Genomic DNA, 16116 nt, shown 5'->3' with positions numbered 1-16116 from the left:
CTCCTTATGACCTCAGTTGCGGGTGCGGCCGGACGTCAACGACGGCAGCACGCTTCCAATGTAAGCAGCGAAGGCGAGCGCTCCGGCGGCGCCGACCATCGCAGCGCCGGCAGCGAGCTGCGGAATGTCGAACACGATCGCCAGCGCCAACGCGGCAATCGCGATCAGATGGCAGACGGCGTGCATCTTGAGCGGAGCGACAACACCGAGATCCGTCAGCAGCGGCGGCCCGCCGCTGGCGCGGCTGACATGCATCGAGGCCAGAAACGGCACGATCCGCTGCAGCACACCGAGCAGGAACGTCATCAGCCAGCCGCCGAGCGCCACCAGGCCGAACAACGTCGGCCCGCCGACACCAGCCCAGCCCTGTAACGCAGCGAGCGCGGCGAGCGGCGTCAGCGCCAGCATCACCCAGGAGAAACGGATCAGTACGAACGACAGGCCGAGACGCTTGCGCATGCCGCCGGCGAGCGCGACGCGCATCAGGCCGAGATGCAGGCCGACCGCAACCGCACCGACCACGCAGGCCGCGGTCTGCAGCGCAACGGCATCGCGGAGCGCCCCGATCGTGCCGAGCGCCACTGCGGCCGCGGCGGTGACAAAGCCGAGCCACGCCGTACGCTGATCCGGTGCATTCGACAGCGCGAACATCGGGATCAGCACATGGCTGAAGCCGAGCGCCAGCATGCCCATGAAACCGAAACCGCCGAGGATCATGTGAGCGCGGGCTGCGGCGGCGTGATCGATCAGAAATCCAAACCGGTCATCGAGCGACAGCGCAAGCCCAAGCGCCACGAGCACGATCAGCGACGCAAACGCCGCCCAGCCATAGGCGCGCACCACCGGCATGCTGCCGGCGCGGCGCAGATTGTCGGCGAGCAGCGCAGCGAACAGCAACAGCCCGAGCGTCGACGCTGCAGCCCCGCCGATCATCCAGGCGCTGTCGACAATCGCCATGCCGGCAATCAGCACCATGGCGCCGGGGATCAGCAACCAGGATGCCAGCCGGATCGGCCAGACCGCCGCCAGCGGCTTGGTGGTCGCCACGGGAAGAAGCTGCACGGCGGCGCCGACCGCGGTGAAAGTCAGCACGCCGAGCGTCAGCAAATGCACCGCGGCCAGCGACGGTCCGGCGCCGCCGCGAAACCGCGGGAAGTCATTCGCCGCGAACAGGACGGCGCCCCACAGCAGCACGTGGCACACCGCCGCGGCGACGAAGAACCGGAAAGGCACCGAAGCCGGTAGCAGCCGGCTCTTGGCCGTGCCGAGAAATCCGCTGGCGCCAATCATGCCGAGCCTCGCTGGATTTCGAGCACCACCTCGCCGTCCCGCAGCAGCGTGTCGCCGGCCGGCGTCACCAGGCGGTGGGACCAGCCGCGCGCGTCCAGCTCAGGATACAGCAGCAGCGGCTCTTGGCTGACCAGCGCCGTCAGGCCGTCACCGGCGTCCCCGCCATCGATCAGGCGCAGCACGGCGACCAGCGGTTCGGGACACGGCAATCCGCGGACGTCGAGGTGCAGCCGGTCGCCGACATACCAGCGGCGTCCACGTTCGGCTTGGTCTTTGCTGCGGCTCATCGCGGCTCACTCCATGGCTCAGCCGACGCTAACCGAGCGGCCCCGGCCATCGTTGTTCTGTCGCAAGCTCAATCGCGAATGGCGGGTCAGAACAGCCCGTGGGCACCGCCGACCGCGCCGAGCACGGTGATCAGCGAAATCGTGCTCAGCACCCGATGGCCGCGGAGCGCCACCCGGAATGCGCGGTCTGGATCATGCCGTGCCCGCGCGTCGAACCAGGCGTGCAGAAACAGCGGCTCGGCGACAAACAGCATCACGATGAAGATCGCCCACAGCCCGAGCATCGCGCCGAGCCACCAGAATTGCGGATCGGCGAGCTGCGCCCAGCGATCGTAGGCGTACAGCATGAAGAAACCGGAGATCCCGACCAGCAGCGTCGAGATGCGCGCCTGGGCGGCAAAGCGCCGCTCCAGCGCATCGAACAACGGCAGCCGCTTCGTCGCTTCCATGTCCAGAAGGCTCGGCAGGATCACGAAGGTGACGAACAGCAGTCCGCCGATCCAATGCACCACGCCGAGCACATGGATGATACGAAAGACGGTCGGCCAATCCAGCATCACGACATCACCGCAGCGTCAGAGCAGCACGCGCTTCGTCAGGCGCGCAGCCACTGCACGCTCCCCTCTGCATCCGCCAGCAACACCTCGACGCTCAGCCGCGCGCGAAGGATCGCGGCGATGCGGCTGCGGTCGAGCACGCTGAAGGCGGTCGACAGTGCATCGGCCTCCGTCGCGGTTGGCGCGACCACGCTGACAGAACGGTACATCGACGGACTGCGTCCCGTCGATGGATCGAACAAATGCGTGAACTGCCCCGCCGGATCGAAGCGGAAGCCTGCGCCGGATGACGTTGCGATAGCACGATCCACCAACTCGACGGTGCCAAGCTCCGCGCCGGCCTTCTCCGGATCGGCCAGGCCAACCCGCCACGGTGTCCCGTCAGGCTTTCCGCCGATCCCCCGGATCTCGCCGATGTCGACCAGCGTGGTCGTCATGCCGTCGTTGCGCAGCAGATCGACTACGCGATCGGTGGCGAAGCCCTGGGCGATACCATTCAGCGTGATGGCGGCGCCCGGTCGTTTCAGCGCAATGCGGTCGGCCGAAACCAGGAGGTCGTGGTAACCGACCTTCGCCAGCGCGCCTGCGACATCAGCCGTGGCCGGGCCGGCCGGATCGGCCCCTGCCCGCTCGAAGTGACGTTGATACAGCTCCCACAATGGCTGCACCGTGGGATCGAAAGCGCCGCCGGTCTGTTCGGACAGACGGAGTGTCGTCCGCAGCAGCGCCACCATGTCCGGGTCCGGCGCGATCAGTACCCCGGATCGGTTTAGCGCGCAGATCGCCGAGTCCGAGCGATATAGGCTGAACACCTGTTCGAGCCGGCGCACTTCACGGACGCTCGTCTCCACCAGCTTCGCCGCGGCGGCACGATCCGGGTGATGGATTTCGATCGACACCTGAGCGCCAAGCGCGGAGCCGCGCCAGCGCACCGGCTCGCTGGCATGCGACGGCACGGCCCGTCCCAGCATCGCCATCCCGAAGGCGCTGGCCGCGATGGTGACGAAACGCCGCCGGGTGAGTGCTGACTGCGACATTGTGGTTCTCGCTAGTTCATCCGCGTTTCGGCGGCGCCATGATGATCGCTCGCCGACGGCGTATCGCTGCCGAGCACATAGTTGCTGGGAATGGCATCGAACGTCACAACGCGCCCGCCATTCGCCGCAACGAACGCGTCGGCGGCCGCGCGATCGCCGAACGGCACGGTCTCGGCCGCACCCATCCCGCCGCGCTTGCGGCTCTCGATCACGAAGAATGCCTTCTTGGCGTCGACCCAGTTGGTCTCACCAGGCTGTTCCCAGTTGGGCGCCCGGCCCATATCCGAAACGTAGATCGCGCGGATATCACGAGGCTGATCCGGCATCAGCGTGAAGGCGACCGCATCCCGTGCCGAGGAGAACCAGTACGGGTCGATCCGGCTTGCAGTGAGAATCTGTCCCTTGGGACCCGGATGCTCGACGAGGTTCATGCCGCAGAACACGCCCATCGCGTCGACGTTCAGCGCCACCGGCGGCGGCATCACGGCAGAGCCCAACTTGTCGTTGCAGCCAACGAGCAGCAGCGCGGCCGCGAGCACGACGATATGACCTGAAATCCTCATAGCTCCCTCCGGGCAAACACGGCGATCGCAAGGCCGAGCGGCAACGCGATCCACGCCGCCATTCCGGCCAGCAGGCCGCCGAAACTGGGTTGAACCGTGCCGGCAAGCCCAGCCATGCCGGCGAACTGGCTGACATTGGTGCCGGTCAGATTGCTCAACCGATACAGATCGGTCGGATTGAAGAACAGCAGCACGTTGAGCACGCCTGCCGAGATCAGCCGGCCCTGATCGACCACCAGCAGGCCGAGCAGCGCCATGTCGAACACCAGCACGAGTAACAGCCAGATGCCGACCGCAATGCCGGCTGCCGTGCCGCGCTGCCGCACCAGGCTCGAGGCCGCGTAGCCGAGAGCGACGAACACCGCACCGAGCAGCACCGAAGTCCCGAGCATCGCTGCAAAAGAAGCCCAGCTCTGCGGCGACACCGGGGTCCCGCTGATCACCAGCGCGAGCGCCGAGACACCGTAGCCGACCAGCGTCGCGAAGCTCAGGATGGTGACGTGGCCGAGAAACTTGCCGAGAATGACGTGGGTCCGAGCGATCGGATAGCTCAGCAGCAAGATCATGGTGCCGCGCTCCATCTCGCCGACGATGGCGTCGTGCGAGATCAACAGCGCGATCAGCGGCAACAGAAAGATCGTCAGGCTCGACAGGCTGACGATCACCACATCGAGCGCCGCGGCGCCGACATGGCCGGTCGGAGCGCTGCCGAGCAGCGTCAGCGACAGCGATAGCCCGGCGAGCAGCAGCGTCGCCGCGAATACCCAGCGATTGCGCAGGCCTTCCTGAATTTCCTTCAGGGCTATGACACCAATAGCCTTCATGCCGCCCGCTCCTGCTGCCGAAGGAAATGGGCGTACAGTTCGTCGAGCGTCGGCTCGGCGACACCAATGTCGGTGACGGCTGGATCGCCTGCCGCCTGCCGCAGCAGTCCCATTTTGCCCGCGTGATCGGCTACGCCGATCTCGCAGCGGCCATGCGCGACGACAGCATGGTTCGGCAGCCATGCCGGACGCGCGACCGGATCAGCCAGCTTCAGCGTCAGCCGGATCGGCAGTCCCGCGAGCGCACGCAGCTCGGCGAGCGTGCCGTCGGCGACCAGGATGCCGCGATTCATGATCAGAACCTGCTCGGCGCGGCCTTCGAGTTCGTCGAGCGCATGCGAGGAGATCAGCACGGTGGCGCCATCGCGCCGCAACTCGTCGAGGATTTCGTAGAATGTCAGCCGCAGCGCCGGATCGAGACCCGTGGTCGGCTCGTCGAGCAGCAACACGCGCGGCCGGCCGAGCAGTGCCTGCGCCAGCCCGAGCCGTTGTCGCATGCCCTTCGAATATGTCCCCACCAGGCGCCGCGATGCCTCGCCGAGGCCGACCCGCTCCAGCAGAGCCGCGCCTTGCTTGGCGTCGCTCCCCTTCAGCCGCGCGTAGAACGCCAGCGTCTCGCGCCCGGTCAGCGCGGCGTTGAAGGCGACGTTCTCCGGCAGGAAACCAAGGCTGCGACGACCGGCGAACTCGCCGGCCGCAGGGTTCTCACCGAGCACGCGGATCGAGCCCCGGTCAGGACGGATCAGGCCGAGCATCAGCTTGATCAGCGTGGTCTTGCCGGCGCCATTGTGGCCGACCAGCGCGCTGAGCCGTCCCGGCTCGAGCGCGAACGACACGTCGTGCAGCGCCCTCACCGCGCGGTAACGCTTCTCGACGTGCTCGATGGCGACGGTTGCAGTCATGGCCCCACTCCCGGCATCGGCCGCGCCGGCGGCGCGATCAGCGGATGGGTATCGACCACCCCGCCGGGATACAGCGCGGGAAACTGGCTCTGCGTCCAACGCAGCACCTGCACGGCCGGGCTGTTGATCAGCACCTTGGCGGCCGGCGCGGTCCATAGCACGCGGTCGACCAGATCGTTCGGCCGATAGGCGGCGTCGGCAATGCCATCGTTGTTGAGGTCGAAGGCCGGATTGTCGCTCCAATAATTGCCGCGGCCATCCTTCGACCAGTCGAGGTCACGGGTTCCGACGTACTTGACTTGATTGCGGTTGCCGATGAACGCATTACCCACGATCTCATTGCCTTCCGAACCGGCGGTGAAGTGCACGCCGATGTCACAACTCTCGAACCAGTTGTCGCGAAACCGGTTCTTGTTGGCGTTGTAGATGAACACGCATTTGGTCGGGCCGAACTGCCTATTCGCGGCGCCGTGCTCGGCCGGCATCATGCCCTTATCGGCATCTGCGCCTTCGAAATCGGCACTGATCCCGGACAACGGCCCGCCGACCACGCGATTGCGCTCGATGCGCGAGAAATTGGCGTAGTTGAGCAACAGCCCAAAATCGCGATCTCGCTCGGAGACGTTGCCGAGGATCGTCAGCCGATTGGAATACATGATGGCGTAGCCGCCATGATTGCCGACCGAGACGTTGCCGCTGATCTCGCTGTCGTTGGTGTACATGTAGTGCACCGCGAACCGCACCTTCTCGAACCGGTTGTTGATGAAGCGATCCTTCGTGCTCGTCACCGAGAATATCCCGTCGCGACCGTAGCGGATGGTGTTGCCGTCGACGACGACATCCGGCGCATTCCATACCCGCACGCCGTTGCCGGCATCGTTGAGGCGGAGGCCGCGCAGGCCGTCGATGGTGTTATGGGCGACCCGTGATCCTCGGGCGCCATGGACGTTGATGCCGAACAGATTGTCCTCGAGGCGGTTGCCTTCGATGAGTGCCCGCTCGGCCGTCTGCGTCAGAAAAATCCCCGAATCCATCGCCTGCGGGTCGCGGCCGGAGCCGCGCACCGACAGGCCACGCACCGTGACGTCTGGAGCCACCACGGTGATCACGCTGCCCTGCCCATGCCCGAGCACGGCAGCGCCGGGCTGACCGATCAGTTCGAGCTTGCGCTCGATCCTGATCGGCCCGCGATAGTCCCCCGGCGCCAGCGCGACGATGTCGCCGTCGCTGGCGCCGTTCAGCACCGCCTGCAGGTCCGACGACGGCACGACCTCGATCCGCGCGGCCGAAGCCGCGCCGGTTGCAGCCACGCTGAACAGCGCCGCCACAACCATGATCATCGATCGCACCGTCATTGCCATTCTCAGACGTTCCTCGGCTCGACCAGCATCCGCCCCTTCATCTCCATGTGCATGGCGTGACAGAACCAGGAGCAATAGTACCAGTACACGCCGGGACGATCGGCGGTGAAGGATACCGACGCGGTGGCATGCGGCGCGACTTCCATCTGGATGCCGTAGTTGACGATCGAGAAGCCGTGGGTGAGGTCTTCGATCGTGTCGATGTTGGTGACATAGACGGTGACGTGATCGCCCTGTTTCACGTCGAACTCGGTGAGGCCGAAGTTCGGCGCGGTGGCGACGATGTAGACCCGCACCTTGTCGCCGTCGCGAACCACCTTGGAGTCTTCCTCCAGCTTCACGCCGTCGGCCTTGGCCTGCTTCACGGCATCGGCGAACATCGGATCCGCCCGATCCCAGACCGAGATCGGATTGATCTTTGAGCGATGCACGATCGTCGCATCATGCGGCTCGGCGAAGCTCGGGCCGTCGTGCACCAGCTTCATCTTCTCCCCGGAAATGTCGATCAGCTGATCGTTCTCCGGCTTCAGCGGGCCGACATTGAGGAACCGGTCCTTGGAGAACTTATTCAGCGAGATCAACCACTTTCCGTCGGCTTCCTTGGTCTGGCCCATCGACGAGTGGTTGTGGCCCGGCTGATAGTGCACATCGAGCTTGTCGATGATCGGATTGACCTTCTCACCCTTGTAGGCGCGCTTGGCCAAATCGATGTTCCACTTGCAGATCTGGCTGTCGATGAACAGCGTGGTGTAGCCGTTGCCTTTGCCGTCATAGGCGGTGTGCAGCGGGCCGAGGCCGAGTTCGGGCTCAGCGACGACGACGTCGCGCGGCTTGATCTTGTCGTCGAACAGCTGGTCGAACAGCCGCACGTCCATCACCGTCACGGTCGGCGACAGCTTGCCGTTGGCGACGATGTGGATGCCGTCCGGCGCAGTGTTCATGCCGTGCGGGCCGTTCGGCACCGGCACGTAGCGGGTGTAGGGCGAGCCATGGCGGCCGTCGATCACCGGCACGCCGCCCATCTCCTTGAAGTCGCCCTTCTTCACCGCCTCTTCGATTCGCTTGAGATTGAAGATCACCACCCAGTCCTGGTCGTTGGCGGTCATCTCGGCGGCGGTGACACCCTCTTCCGAGTTGTAGCAGGTGGCGAAGGCGTACTTGCCCTGGTAGTCGGCATCGACGTTGTCGAGGTTGCCGTCGACCATCACCTGCCAGGCCACCTTCATGGTGTCGCCGTCGACCGCGGTGAAGATCGCATGATAGTCCTTGGTCTTCGTCAGGTTTTGACCGTCGTTCGGCAGCGGCACGCGGTCTTCGCCGTTGCAGAAGACGTAGCCGGTGCGCGGATATTTCTGCACGCGCAGACCGTGAACGGTGTGCTGGTTCGGCAGCTGGATGATCTTGTCGCACTTCATCACGTCGAGACGGACACGCGCGACGCGGGTGTTGGCCTTGTCATTCATGAAGGCGTAGCGGCCGTCATAGGTGCCTTCGGTGAACGACAGATGCGGGTGATGCAGGTCGCCGTTGACGTAAGTGCCGCCGCGGCTCTTCAGGAATTCGCGGCTCTCGGGCAGCAGGCCCTCGGTCAGCACCTTGAGGCTTTCGTTGGTCTGGCCCCAGCCGGTGGCGCTGCAGCGGTTGAACACCGGCACCCGCATCAACTCGCGCATCGACGGCAGGCCGACGATCCGCAGTTCGCCCGACTGACCACTGGAGAAGAACACGTAGTATTCATCGAGCTCACCCGGATGGACTTCACTTTTCTGAATCGCTGGACGCGCCGGGCTGCTCGGCTTGGTTTGCGCTTCCGCGGCTGCGATCAGCGTGCCGCCGGTGCCGAGCGTCGCACCGCCGACGATGCCGACGCCGGCCGCGACGGCACTGCTTCCGAGTAGCGTTCGTCGGCTAAGGCCGTGTCCGTGATCCTGGTCGCCCATAGTGCTCTCCTTGGGGTTTTACTGTGCTGGAGGTGGTTGAGTGGCGCCCGCCGGCTGGGCGGCAAGCGGCTTGCCCCCGGCGAGGATCACGGTCGCGGGGCCTTTGCCGCCGCGCATCGATGTCGACGATAGCGCCTCACGCTTCTCCCGCTTCAGCCGCAGCTGAATCATGTGCGGGCAGCGGTGGTCGTCGAAGTACAGTTCCTGGCAGTGCATGCAGTAAATGCACTCGTTGACGTTGATGTGCCCTTCCGGGTGGATCGCCTGCACCGGGCATTCCTTGGCGCAGCGCTGGCACGGCGAGCCGCATTCCGGCCAGCGGCGCAGCCATTCAAACATCCGGATACGGCCCGGGATCGCCAGCGCCGCGCCAAGCGGGCACAGATAGCGGCAGAAGAACCGTTCGACGAACAGGCCGGCTGCGAGCAGCGTCGCCGCGTAAACCACGAACGGCCATTCCCGCGCGAACTTGAGAATGATCGAGGTCTTGAACGGCTCGATTTCGGCGAAGTGCTCGGCGGCCGCGGTGGAATAGATCGACAGGCCGAACAGCCCGAGGAACACGATGTACTTGATCGGCCACAGCCGCTCGTGCAGCCCCCACGGCACGTTGAACTGCGGGACCTTCAGCGCCTTGGCGATATTGTTGAGCAGCTCCTGCAGCGCTCCGAAGGGGCACAGCCAGCCGCAGAACGGCCCCCGCCCCCAGAACAGCAGGGCTGCAGCCACCGACGCCCACAACACAAAGATCAACGGCGCCGACAGGAAGTAATCCCAGCTGAACCCGGTGATCAGCGAATTCGTGAAGGTCAGGACGTTGACGACCGAGAGCTGCGCGTTGGCGTACCAGCCGAGCCAGACCAGGATGAAGGTGAGATACGCGCGGCGCACCCAGACATAGACCGTCGGCCGCCGGACCAACTGGTTCTGGAAGAAGAAGATCAGCGTCAGCGTGCCCAGCGCGACGGCAAGAATGCCGATCCGAACCAGATCGCCCCGCCAGATCCGCATCCACAACGGCTCGTCCTGCGCCTCATCTGAGGCGGCCGCCGACGGCGAAGCGGGCGTGGCTGCAGCACTCCGCGCAGAAGCTGCCGGCGCCGGCGTGTCGCTCACCGTCACGGCGCGCTGCTCGCGCTTGATATAGATTTCGGGAAGCGTGTAGCCGAGGTCGAAGGTCAGGAACGCCTTGTCGCGCGCGCCGATCACGCGCTGCACCAGAAGCTGCAGCGACCACGGCTCGGTCGGATCGAAGCCGAACTCGGTCGGCACCAGGAACAGCCCGATCTCCGGGAAATCCGGCGCGCCCTCGGCCGCAAGGTCTCCAAGCCGGGTGTGGTCGCGGTCGCGGAAACGGATGCTGTTGCCGTCCTGGATCAGCTCGATGCGATCGAAGATGCCGCCACGCACGTAGCCGGAGCCCTTGAACGAATAGGTTCCGTGGCCGGCGATCACCAGAGCCTGCTGCCCCGGCTGCAACCGCGCTTTCAGCCGCTGATAGCCGTCATCGCCGAGCAAGCTGCGTCCGATCGTCGGCACGCCGACATCGGCGACGTAAAGCTCGATGAACATGTCGGTCGGCTCGCCGGGCTCGGGACGAGCCGCCGCTTCGCGGTTGCCGGACTTCTCGAACGCCTGATCGACGTCCGCATTGGTCAGCAGCAGCCGGCGCACCGAACCGTCGCCGACCAGGCTCTCCCAATCGCGTACCTCGCTCTTGGTGAGATCGACCGTCTTGTTGACCGGAGGCGCCTGCGCGACGTCGCCCTGCCCGCCGCCGATCCGGCCGCTCTTAATCAACTTGGTCGCCGAGCGTACGATACTGTCGCCGATCACCAGCACGGTGACGGTGGCGCCACTGACGATATCGACTTGCGGCGCCGCAGCCTTGCCGCGCGCCACCGTCGCCAGATCGGCACCGATCAGCTTGTTGACGGCGGCGAGGATCTTGGCTTCCGGAATGCCGACCAAAACGATCGGCTCTTTGTGATCGACCAGCTTCAGGCCTGTGATCACGCCGTTCGGATCGATGCCGATCAGCATCTGGATCGGCTTGCCGGAATAGCCGGTGGCGTTAACAAAGTCCGAATTCAGATAGGCGAACCCCAGCAATCGATCGCCTTGATACGCCGGTGCGAGCGCAGGATCGCCCTGCATCGGACCGAAGCGGTCTGCGCCCGGCACGAGTTCGGAAGGTGTCGCACGGCTGAGATAATCGCCCAGATGGCTCGCGGCATCAGCAGCCGTCACGCTGCTCGCCAAAGCGAGCACAAACAAAAACAGGGCAAGGATTGGGCGCAATCTTCTCAACGGTCCGGTTCCAAGTAGTGAACAGAACGCCGTTGTTCTGGATCGCGTGGTCGACTTTCGATAGCAGCCGACAAAGACACCGATTTGCGCCAGCGCAAATTCGGCACATAATGCCTAAACTGCTCAACCAGAGACGACCATGCGTAACACTCCGCTCTTGACATCAACACCGACGCACGCGGTGAAGACTCTCGCCGAGCTCTACGCCATCGCTCTGGCGCAGGCCGAACGCGCCGCCTCGGCTTATGATCAGATGGCGGCGTCGCTGACAGATGACAGCGATCACAGTGTCGAACCTGTGCGCTGCGTGTTCGAGACACTGCGCGAGCGCGAACAGGATCGGATCGCCGAGATCAAGCTACGTCGCTCGACTCTTCCGCGCAAGGAAGCCGATGCCGCACCCGCGATCGGCCCCGTTGATGATCTAGTTCCAAAATCGGAACTCGTTGAACTGGCCGACTCGTCACTGTCCACGCCGTACCAAGCGTGGGCGATCGCCGTTCGGCATCGGCAGCGAGCTTTCGTGTTCTGGACCTACGTCGCCGCGCATGCCGCAGCGCCCGAGCTTCGAATCGCAGCGGAGACAATGGCGCGAGAAGCGTTGGTCGACTCCGACCTGCTGCGGCGCGAGCGCAGGTTGGCGTGGCGAGCCGAACAATCGCGCAAAGGCGAAGACGCAGGAGAGCAGACGACGGGGGAAATGTCCTCGGCCGCACTGATGGAAAGCCTGCTGCTGAAAGAGATCGTGCGCTGGTCGCAAACTCTGTCGCCAACGGACCAAGAGCGGCTGTTGTCATCGAATGGCCTTGCTTCAGCCGACCTTGCGGCTCTCAGCGCCGAGCTGCCGGGGAAATCCGACAGTGAGACAACGGCAGACGTGCCGCGACGCGTAGTGCGCTATGCCGAGCAACTGACCTCGATTTATCTGGACGAATCCGACCGCGCCACCGACCAGGCGGGCTTGGAACTGGCGCAGAGCCTCGCCGCTTCGTCGATCGCCCGGCTCGCACGGCTGCGGGCGTTCGCCAACTCGCAGCGATCTTGAGAGCACGTCACATCGCCGCTTTTGTTTGCGCCCCGACAACGATCGCGGGCGCCGTCGCGGCGATGCTGTATGCATGACAGATCAAATCACCACCGTCATCGACGTCAGGCTGTTTCCCCGGCCGCTACGCCACCCGATCGTGTTCAGCCTGTTCGACCAGCTCACGCCCGAGCGAGGGCTGGAGCTGGTCAGCGATCACGACCCGCGGCCGCTGCGTTATCTGTTCGACGTGAAGCGGTCCGGGAGTTTCTGTTGGGACTATCTCGAGAGCGGGCCGGCAACTTGGCGCGTCAGCATTCGCAAGGCGCTCCACATCCCAGATTGCGAAGCTGCGCTGGGATAGTGGCGCGCCACAGCGCGGCCCGCATTCCGACCAACGCGCTGACGCACACCCCGCATTGCCTCAGGGCTTGAACTTCGCCTGCCCGGTCTTGCCGTCCGCCGTCTTCAACGTGAGACTGACCGAAGCGCCTTTGGCGATCTCCGATTTGGACTCGGCCTTCAGCGCCGTGCCGGCTGCAGTGAGTGGCAGCGTCTCGCGCTCGCTTCCGGAGATCAGCAAGGCGGCGCCGGAGAAACCGTTAGTGGGCAGCGGCTTATTCGACTCGTCGAAGACGTTGAACGTCACGGTCTTGCCCGAGGCGACCATCTCGACATGCACCCCGGCGACATCTTCGACCGGGCCGCCGTTCGGCCCCTTGTGGTGGTCGTGTTGCGCCCACGCCGGCGCGGCGAACAACAACGCGGCTGCGACGATCAGCATCTTCTTCATCGATGAGCTCCTCAAGTGTTAGGGACAGGATCCGCATCGGCACCCGCAGTTGCCGTTTCGCGGCGGAACAGGATGTAGAGCGCAGGCAGCACCAGCAGCGTCAGGATCGTCGACGACACAATGCCGCCGATCACCACGGTCGCCAGTGGCCGCTGCACCTCGGCACCGGCACCGGTGGCAAGCGCCATCGGCACGAAGCCGAGCGAAGCGACCAGCGCGGTCATCAGCACCGGACGTAACCGCGTCAGCGCGCCCTCGCGCACCGCCTCGACGATCCGGCGGCCTTCGCCACGCAGCCTCTCAATGAAGGTGATGATGACTAGGCCGTTCAGCACCGCGACGCCGGACAGCGCGATGAAGCCGATGCCGGCGCTGATCGACAGCGGAATGTCGCGCAGCAGCAGCGCGAAGATCCCTCCGGTCAATGCCAGCGGCACACCACTGAACACCAGCAGTGCATCGGCCGCCGAGCCGAGGCTGATGAACAGCAACAGGAAGATCAGCAGCAGCGCGATCGGCACCACGATGGTCAGGCGCTGGGTCGCCGAGACGAGCTGCTCGAACTGCCCGCCCCAGCCGATCCAATACCCCGCCGGCAGCTTGACCTTGTCGGCGATCAACCGCTGTGCCTCGCCGACGAATGAGCCCAGGTCGCGGCCCCGGACGTTGGCCGAGACCACGATGCGGCGCTTGCCGTCTTCGCGGCTGATCTGGTTCGGCCCCGGTGCCACCACGATCTCGGCAAGCTCGGACAACGGTGCGTAACGCATCTGGGACAGCGGCGAGACGCCGAACGCCGCCGGTGTGGCTTTCGCCTGCCCCTCGGCCGGCGGCAGCGGGATCGGCAGCGCCTTGATCGCCTCGATATCGGTACGGATCTGATCAGGCAGCCGGACGACGAGATCGAAGCGGCGGTCACCTTCGAATACGAGCCCGGCCGATTTGCCACCGACCGCGATCTCCACCAGGTTCTGCACGTCGGCAACGCTGATGCCGAACCGCGCCAGCGCCTTGCGGTCGAGCTTCACCGTCAGCACCGGCAGCCCGGCAACCTGCTCGCTCTTGACGTCGGCGGCCCCCTTGATGGTCTGCAGCACCGACTGCACTTGCCCGGCGACCTGAGTAAGCACATCGAGGTCGTCGCCGAAGATCTTGACGCCGACATCGCTGCGTACGCCGGAGATCAATTCGTTGAAGCGTAACTGAATCGGTTGCGATAGCTCATACAGGCTGCCCGCCACCTGCTCGGCCGCCGTTTCGATTTGTTCGACGACCTCAGCTTTCGGCTTCTTCGGATCCGGCCATTGATCGTGCGGCTTCAGCATCACATAGCCGTCGGAGATCGACGGCGGCATCGGGTCGGTCGCTACCTCCGCCGTGCCGGTGCGGGCGAACACATCCTTCACCTCAGGAATTGCCAGGATGCGCTTCTCCAGCGCGATCTGCATGTCGAGCGATTGGGTCAGGCTGGTCCCGGGAATCCGCATCGCCTGGATCGCGACGTCGCCTTCGTCCAGGCTCGGAATGAACTCGCCGCCCATCCGCGTCGCCATGTAGCCGCTGACGACCACGAGCATCACGGCCGCCATGACGATCATCCGCCTAAACCGGATCGCCATATCGAGCAGCGGCAGATACGCCCGGTGCGCCAGGCGCATGAACCAGTTTTCTTTCTCGGACACTTTGCCTGTGACCAGCAGCGCCACCGCGGCGGGCACGAATGTCATCGACAGCAGGCTGGCGCCGAGCAGCGCCATCAGCACGGTCAGCGCCATCGGCGTGAACATCTTGCCTTCGACGCCGGTCAGCGTCAGCACCGGTAGATACACCACCGCGATGATCAGCGTGCCGAACAGACTCGGTTTGATCACTTCGCGCGAGCCGGCGATGATGGTGTCGAACCGTTCCTGACGGGTCAGCAGCCTGCCTTGCCGCTGCTGCTCGTGGGCCAGCAGCCGCAGGCAGTTCTCGACGATGATCACGGCGCCGTCGATGATGATGCCGAAGTCGATTGCGCCGAGGCTCATCAAATTGGCGCTGACCTTGTTCTCGAACATACCAGTGATGGTGAACAGCATCGCCAGTGGGATCACCAACGCAGTGGCAAACGCAGCTTTGAAGTTGCCGAGGATCAGGAACAGGATCGCGATCACCAGCAGCGCGCCCTCGACGAGGTTCTTCTCCACGGTCGCGATGGTGGCGTTGATCAGATGGGTGCGGTCATACACCGCGCGGAGCGACATACCTTCCGGCAGCGACTTCTCGATCTGCTGCAGCTTCCCGGCAACCCGCTGTGCCACGGTGCGGCCATTGTCGCCGATCAGCAGCATCGCGGTGCCGAGCACGACCTCCTGTCCGTTCAGCGTCGCAGCGCCGGTGCGAAGGTCGGTGCCTTCCTTCACCTCGGCGACATCCATGATCCGCACCGGCACGCCGCCGCGCGAGCCGATCACGATCTGCCGGATTTCCTCGACGTCACTGACCTGCCCCGGCGTGCGCACCAGATACTGCTCGCCGTTCTTCTCGATATAGCCGGCGCCGACATTGGCGTTGTTGCTGGCAAGCGACGTCATCACGTCGCGAAAACTGAGGCGATAGGCCATCAGCTTCGCCGGATCGGGCAGCACGTGGAACTGCTTGGCGAAGCCACCGATGGTGTTGACCTCGTTGACGCCGGGGACGTTGCGCAGTTGCGGCTTGATGATCCAGTCCTGCGCGGTGCGTAGATCGCTGGGCGTGAACGGCTTGCCGTCGGCGCGCGTCGCACCCTGCTTCGCCTCGACGGTGTACATGTAGATTTCGCCGAGGCCGGTCGAGACCGGTCCCATCGCCGTTTCGATTCCGGTCGGAAGCACGTCCTTGGCGCGCTGCACCCGCTCGTTGACGAGTTGCCGGGCGAAGTAGATGTCGGTGCCGTCCTTGAACACCACGGTGACTTGGCTCAACCCGTAGCGCGACAGCGACCGCGTATTGACGAGGTTCGGCAGCCCGCCCATTGCGGTTTCGATTGGAAAGGTGATCCGCTGCTCGACTTCGAGCGGCGAATAGCCGGGCGCGTTGGTGTTGATCTGAACCTGGACGTTGGTGATGTCAGGCACCGCGTCGATCGGCAGCCGCGTGAAATTCCAGGCGCCGAACGCGCCCATCATCAGCACGCCGATCATCACCAGCCAGCGCTGGCGAACGGAGAATGCAAGAACCCGGTCGATCATGAGCGATGTCCACGAA

General features: G+C 64.9%; 14 protein-coding genes. 2 read left to right on the top strand and 12 right to left on the bottom strand.

From position 1 onward, the window contains the following. Positions 1-12: 12 nt before the first annotated feature. The 10 genes from VRZ08_RS05805 to VRZ08_RS05760 form a co-directional block, all read right to left on the bottom strand. Positions 13-1290, bottom strand: a complete 1278-nt coding sequence (locus VRZ08_RS05805; protein WP_414531916.1) for a hypothetical protein — start codon at positions 1288-1290, stop codon at positions 13-15. Beyond that, entirely contained in the window at positions 1287-1577 is a 291-nt protein-coding gene (locus tag VRZ08_RS05800; RefSeq protein WP_414531915.1) for a DUF2249 domain-containing protein, read from the bottom strand. The genes VRZ08_RS05805 and VRZ08_RS05800 overlap by 4 nt, the downstream gene beginning before the upstream one ends. Before the next feature lie 86 nt (positions 1578-1663). Continuing rightward, positions 1664-2134, bottom strand: a complete 471-nt coding sequence (locus tag VRZ08_RS05795) for a hypothetical protein (protein WP_414531914.1) — start codon at positions 2132-2134, stop codon at positions 1664-1666. Positions 2135-2172: 38 nt separating this feature from the next. Further along, positions 2173-3171 carry an FAD:protein FMN transferase gene (locus VRZ08_RS05790; RefSeq protein WP_414531913.1) on the bottom strand — a complete coding sequence of 333 codons (999 nt, stop codon included), beginning with the start codon at positions 3169-3171 and terminating at the stop codon, positions 2173-2175. A gap of 11 nt (positions 3172-3182) precedes the next feature. Continuing rightward, positions 3183-3734: a nitrous oxide reductase accessory protein NosL gene (locus VRZ08_RS05785; protein ID WP_414531912.1), complete on the bottom strand. Its 552-nt coding sequence runs from the start codon at positions 3732-3734 to the stop codon at positions 3183-3185. Further along, positions 3731-4558, bottom strand: coding sequence for an ABC transporter permease (locus tag VRZ08_RS05780; protein ID WP_264076340.1), 828 nt, complete (start codon positions 4556-4558; stop codon positions 3731-3733). The genes VRZ08_RS05785 and VRZ08_RS05780 overlap by 4 nt, the downstream gene beginning before the upstream one ends. Further along, entirely contained in the window at positions 4555-5460 is a 906-nt protein-coding gene (locus VRZ08_RS05775) for an ABC transporter ATP-binding protein (protein WP_414531911.1), read from the bottom strand. The genes VRZ08_RS05780 and VRZ08_RS05775 overlap by 4 nt, the downstream gene beginning before the upstream one ends. Beyond that, positions 5457-6821, bottom strand: a complete 1365-nt coding sequence (locus VRZ08_RS05770; RefSeq protein WP_414531910.1) for a nitrous oxide reductase family maturation protein NosD — start codon at positions 6819-6821, stop codon at positions 5457-5459. Before VRZ08_RS05770 ends, VRZ08_RS05775 begins: the two co-directional genes overlap by 4 nt. A gap of 2 nt (positions 6822-6823) precedes the next feature. Further along, on the bottom strand, positions 6824-8761 hold the full coding sequence (gene nosZ, locus VRZ08_RS05765) for a TAT-dependent nitrous-oxide reductase (protein ID WP_414531909.1): 1938 nt from the start codon (positions 8759-8761) through the stop codon (positions 6824-6826). 18 nt (positions 8762-8779) lie between these two features. Further along, positions 8780-11011, bottom strand: a complete 2232-nt coding sequence (locus tag VRZ08_RS05760; protein ID WP_414531908.1) for a 4Fe-4S binding protein — start codon at positions 11009-11011, stop codon at positions 8780-8782. A 199-nt stretch (positions 11012-11210) separates the two neighbouring features. Here VRZ08_RS05760 and VRZ08_RS05755 point away from each other — a divergent pair, with 199 nt between their 5' ends. Next, positions 11211-12116, top strand: coding sequence for a hypothetical protein (locus VRZ08_RS05755; RefSeq protein ID WP_414531907.1), 906 nt, complete (start codon positions 11211-11213; stop codon positions 12114-12116). Positions 12117-12189: 73 nt separating this feature from the next. After that, on the top strand, positions 12190-12459 hold the full coding sequence (locus VRZ08_RS05750) for a DUF2249 domain-containing protein (RefSeq protein ID WP_414531906.1): 270 nt from the start codon (positions 12190-12192) through the stop codon (positions 12457-12459). Positions 12460-12519: 60 nt separating this feature from the next. On the opposite strand, the gene VRZ08_RS05745 is transcribed toward VRZ08_RS05750, so the two are convergent. Together VRZ08_RS05745 and VRZ08_RS05740 are read right to left on the bottom strand one after the other, a co-directional pair. Continuing rightward, on the bottom strand, positions 12520-12888 hold the full coding sequence (locus VRZ08_RS05745) for a hypothetical protein (protein WP_107344019.1): 369 nt from the start codon (positions 12886-12888) through the stop codon (positions 12520-12522). An 11-nt stretch (positions 12889-12899) separates the two neighbouring features. Continuing rightward, positions 12900-16100: an efflux RND transporter permease subunit gene (locus VRZ08_RS05740; protein WP_414531905.1), complete on the bottom strand. Its 3201-nt coding sequence runs from the start codon at positions 16098-16100 to the stop codon at positions 12900-12902. Positions 16101-16116: the final 16 nt, after the last annotated feature.

Source organism: Rhodopseudomonas sp. G2_2311 (assembly GCF_047501505.1).
GTDB lineage: Bacteria > Pseudomonadota > Alphaproteobacteria > Rhizobiales > Xanthobacteraceae > Rhodopseudomonas > Rhodopseudomonas palustris_H.
Note: the sequence above shows the minus strand (reverse complement) of the source record. Positions and strands in the feature narration are given on the sequence as shown.

Coding starts and splice junctions, on each gene's coding strand:
- VRZ08_RS05785 (WP_414531912.1), bottom strand. CDS start 3,734: ATGAGGATTTCAGGTCATATCGTCGTGCTCGCGGCCGCGCTGCTGCTC.
- VRZ08_RS05795 (WP_414531914.1), bottom strand. CDS start 2,134: ATGCTGGATTGGCCGACCGTCTTTCGTATCATCCATGTGCTCGGCGTG.
- VRZ08_RS05755 (WP_414531907.1), top strand. CDS start 11,211: ATGCGTAACACTCCGCTCTTGACATCAACACCGACGCACGCGGTGAAG.
- VRZ08_RS05790 (WP_414531913.1), bottom strand. CDS start 3,171: ATGTCGCAGTCAGCACTCACCCGGCGGCGTTTCGTCACCATCGCGGCC.
- VRZ08_RS05775 (WP_414531911.1), bottom strand. CDS start 5,460: ATGACTGCAACCGTCGCCATCGAGCACGTCGAGAAGCGTTACCGCGCG.
- VRZ08_RS05740 (WP_414531905.1), bottom strand. CDS start 16,100: ATGATCGACCGGGTTCTTGCATTCTCCGTTCGCCAGCGCTGGCTGGTG.
- VRZ08_RS05805 (WP_414531916.1), bottom strand. CDS start 1,290: ATGATTGGCGCCAGCGGATTTCTCGGCACGGCCAAGAGCCGGCTGCTA.
- nosZ (WP_414531909.1), bottom strand. CDS start 8,761: ATGGGCGACCAGGATCACGGACACGGCCTTAGCCGACGAACGCTACTC.
- VRZ08_RS05770 (WP_414531910.1), bottom strand. CDS start 6,821: ATGGCAATGACGGTGCGATCGATGATCATGGTTGTGGCGGCGCTGTTC.
- VRZ08_RS05750 (WP_414531906.1), top strand. CDS start 12,190: ATGACAGATCAAATCACCACCGTCATCGACGTCAGGCTGTTTCCCCGG.
- VRZ08_RS05745 (WP_107344019.1), bottom strand. CDS start 12,888: ATGAAGAAGATGCTGATCGTCGCAGCCGCGTTGTTGTTCGCCGCGCCG.
- VRZ08_RS05780 (WP_264076340.1), bottom strand. CDS start 4,558: ATGAAGGCTATTGGTGTCATAGCCCTGAAGGAAATTCAGGAAGGCCTG.
- VRZ08_RS05800 (WP_414531915.1), bottom strand. CDS start 1,577: ATGAGCCGCAGCAAAGACCAAGCCGAACGTGGACGCCGCTGGTATGTC.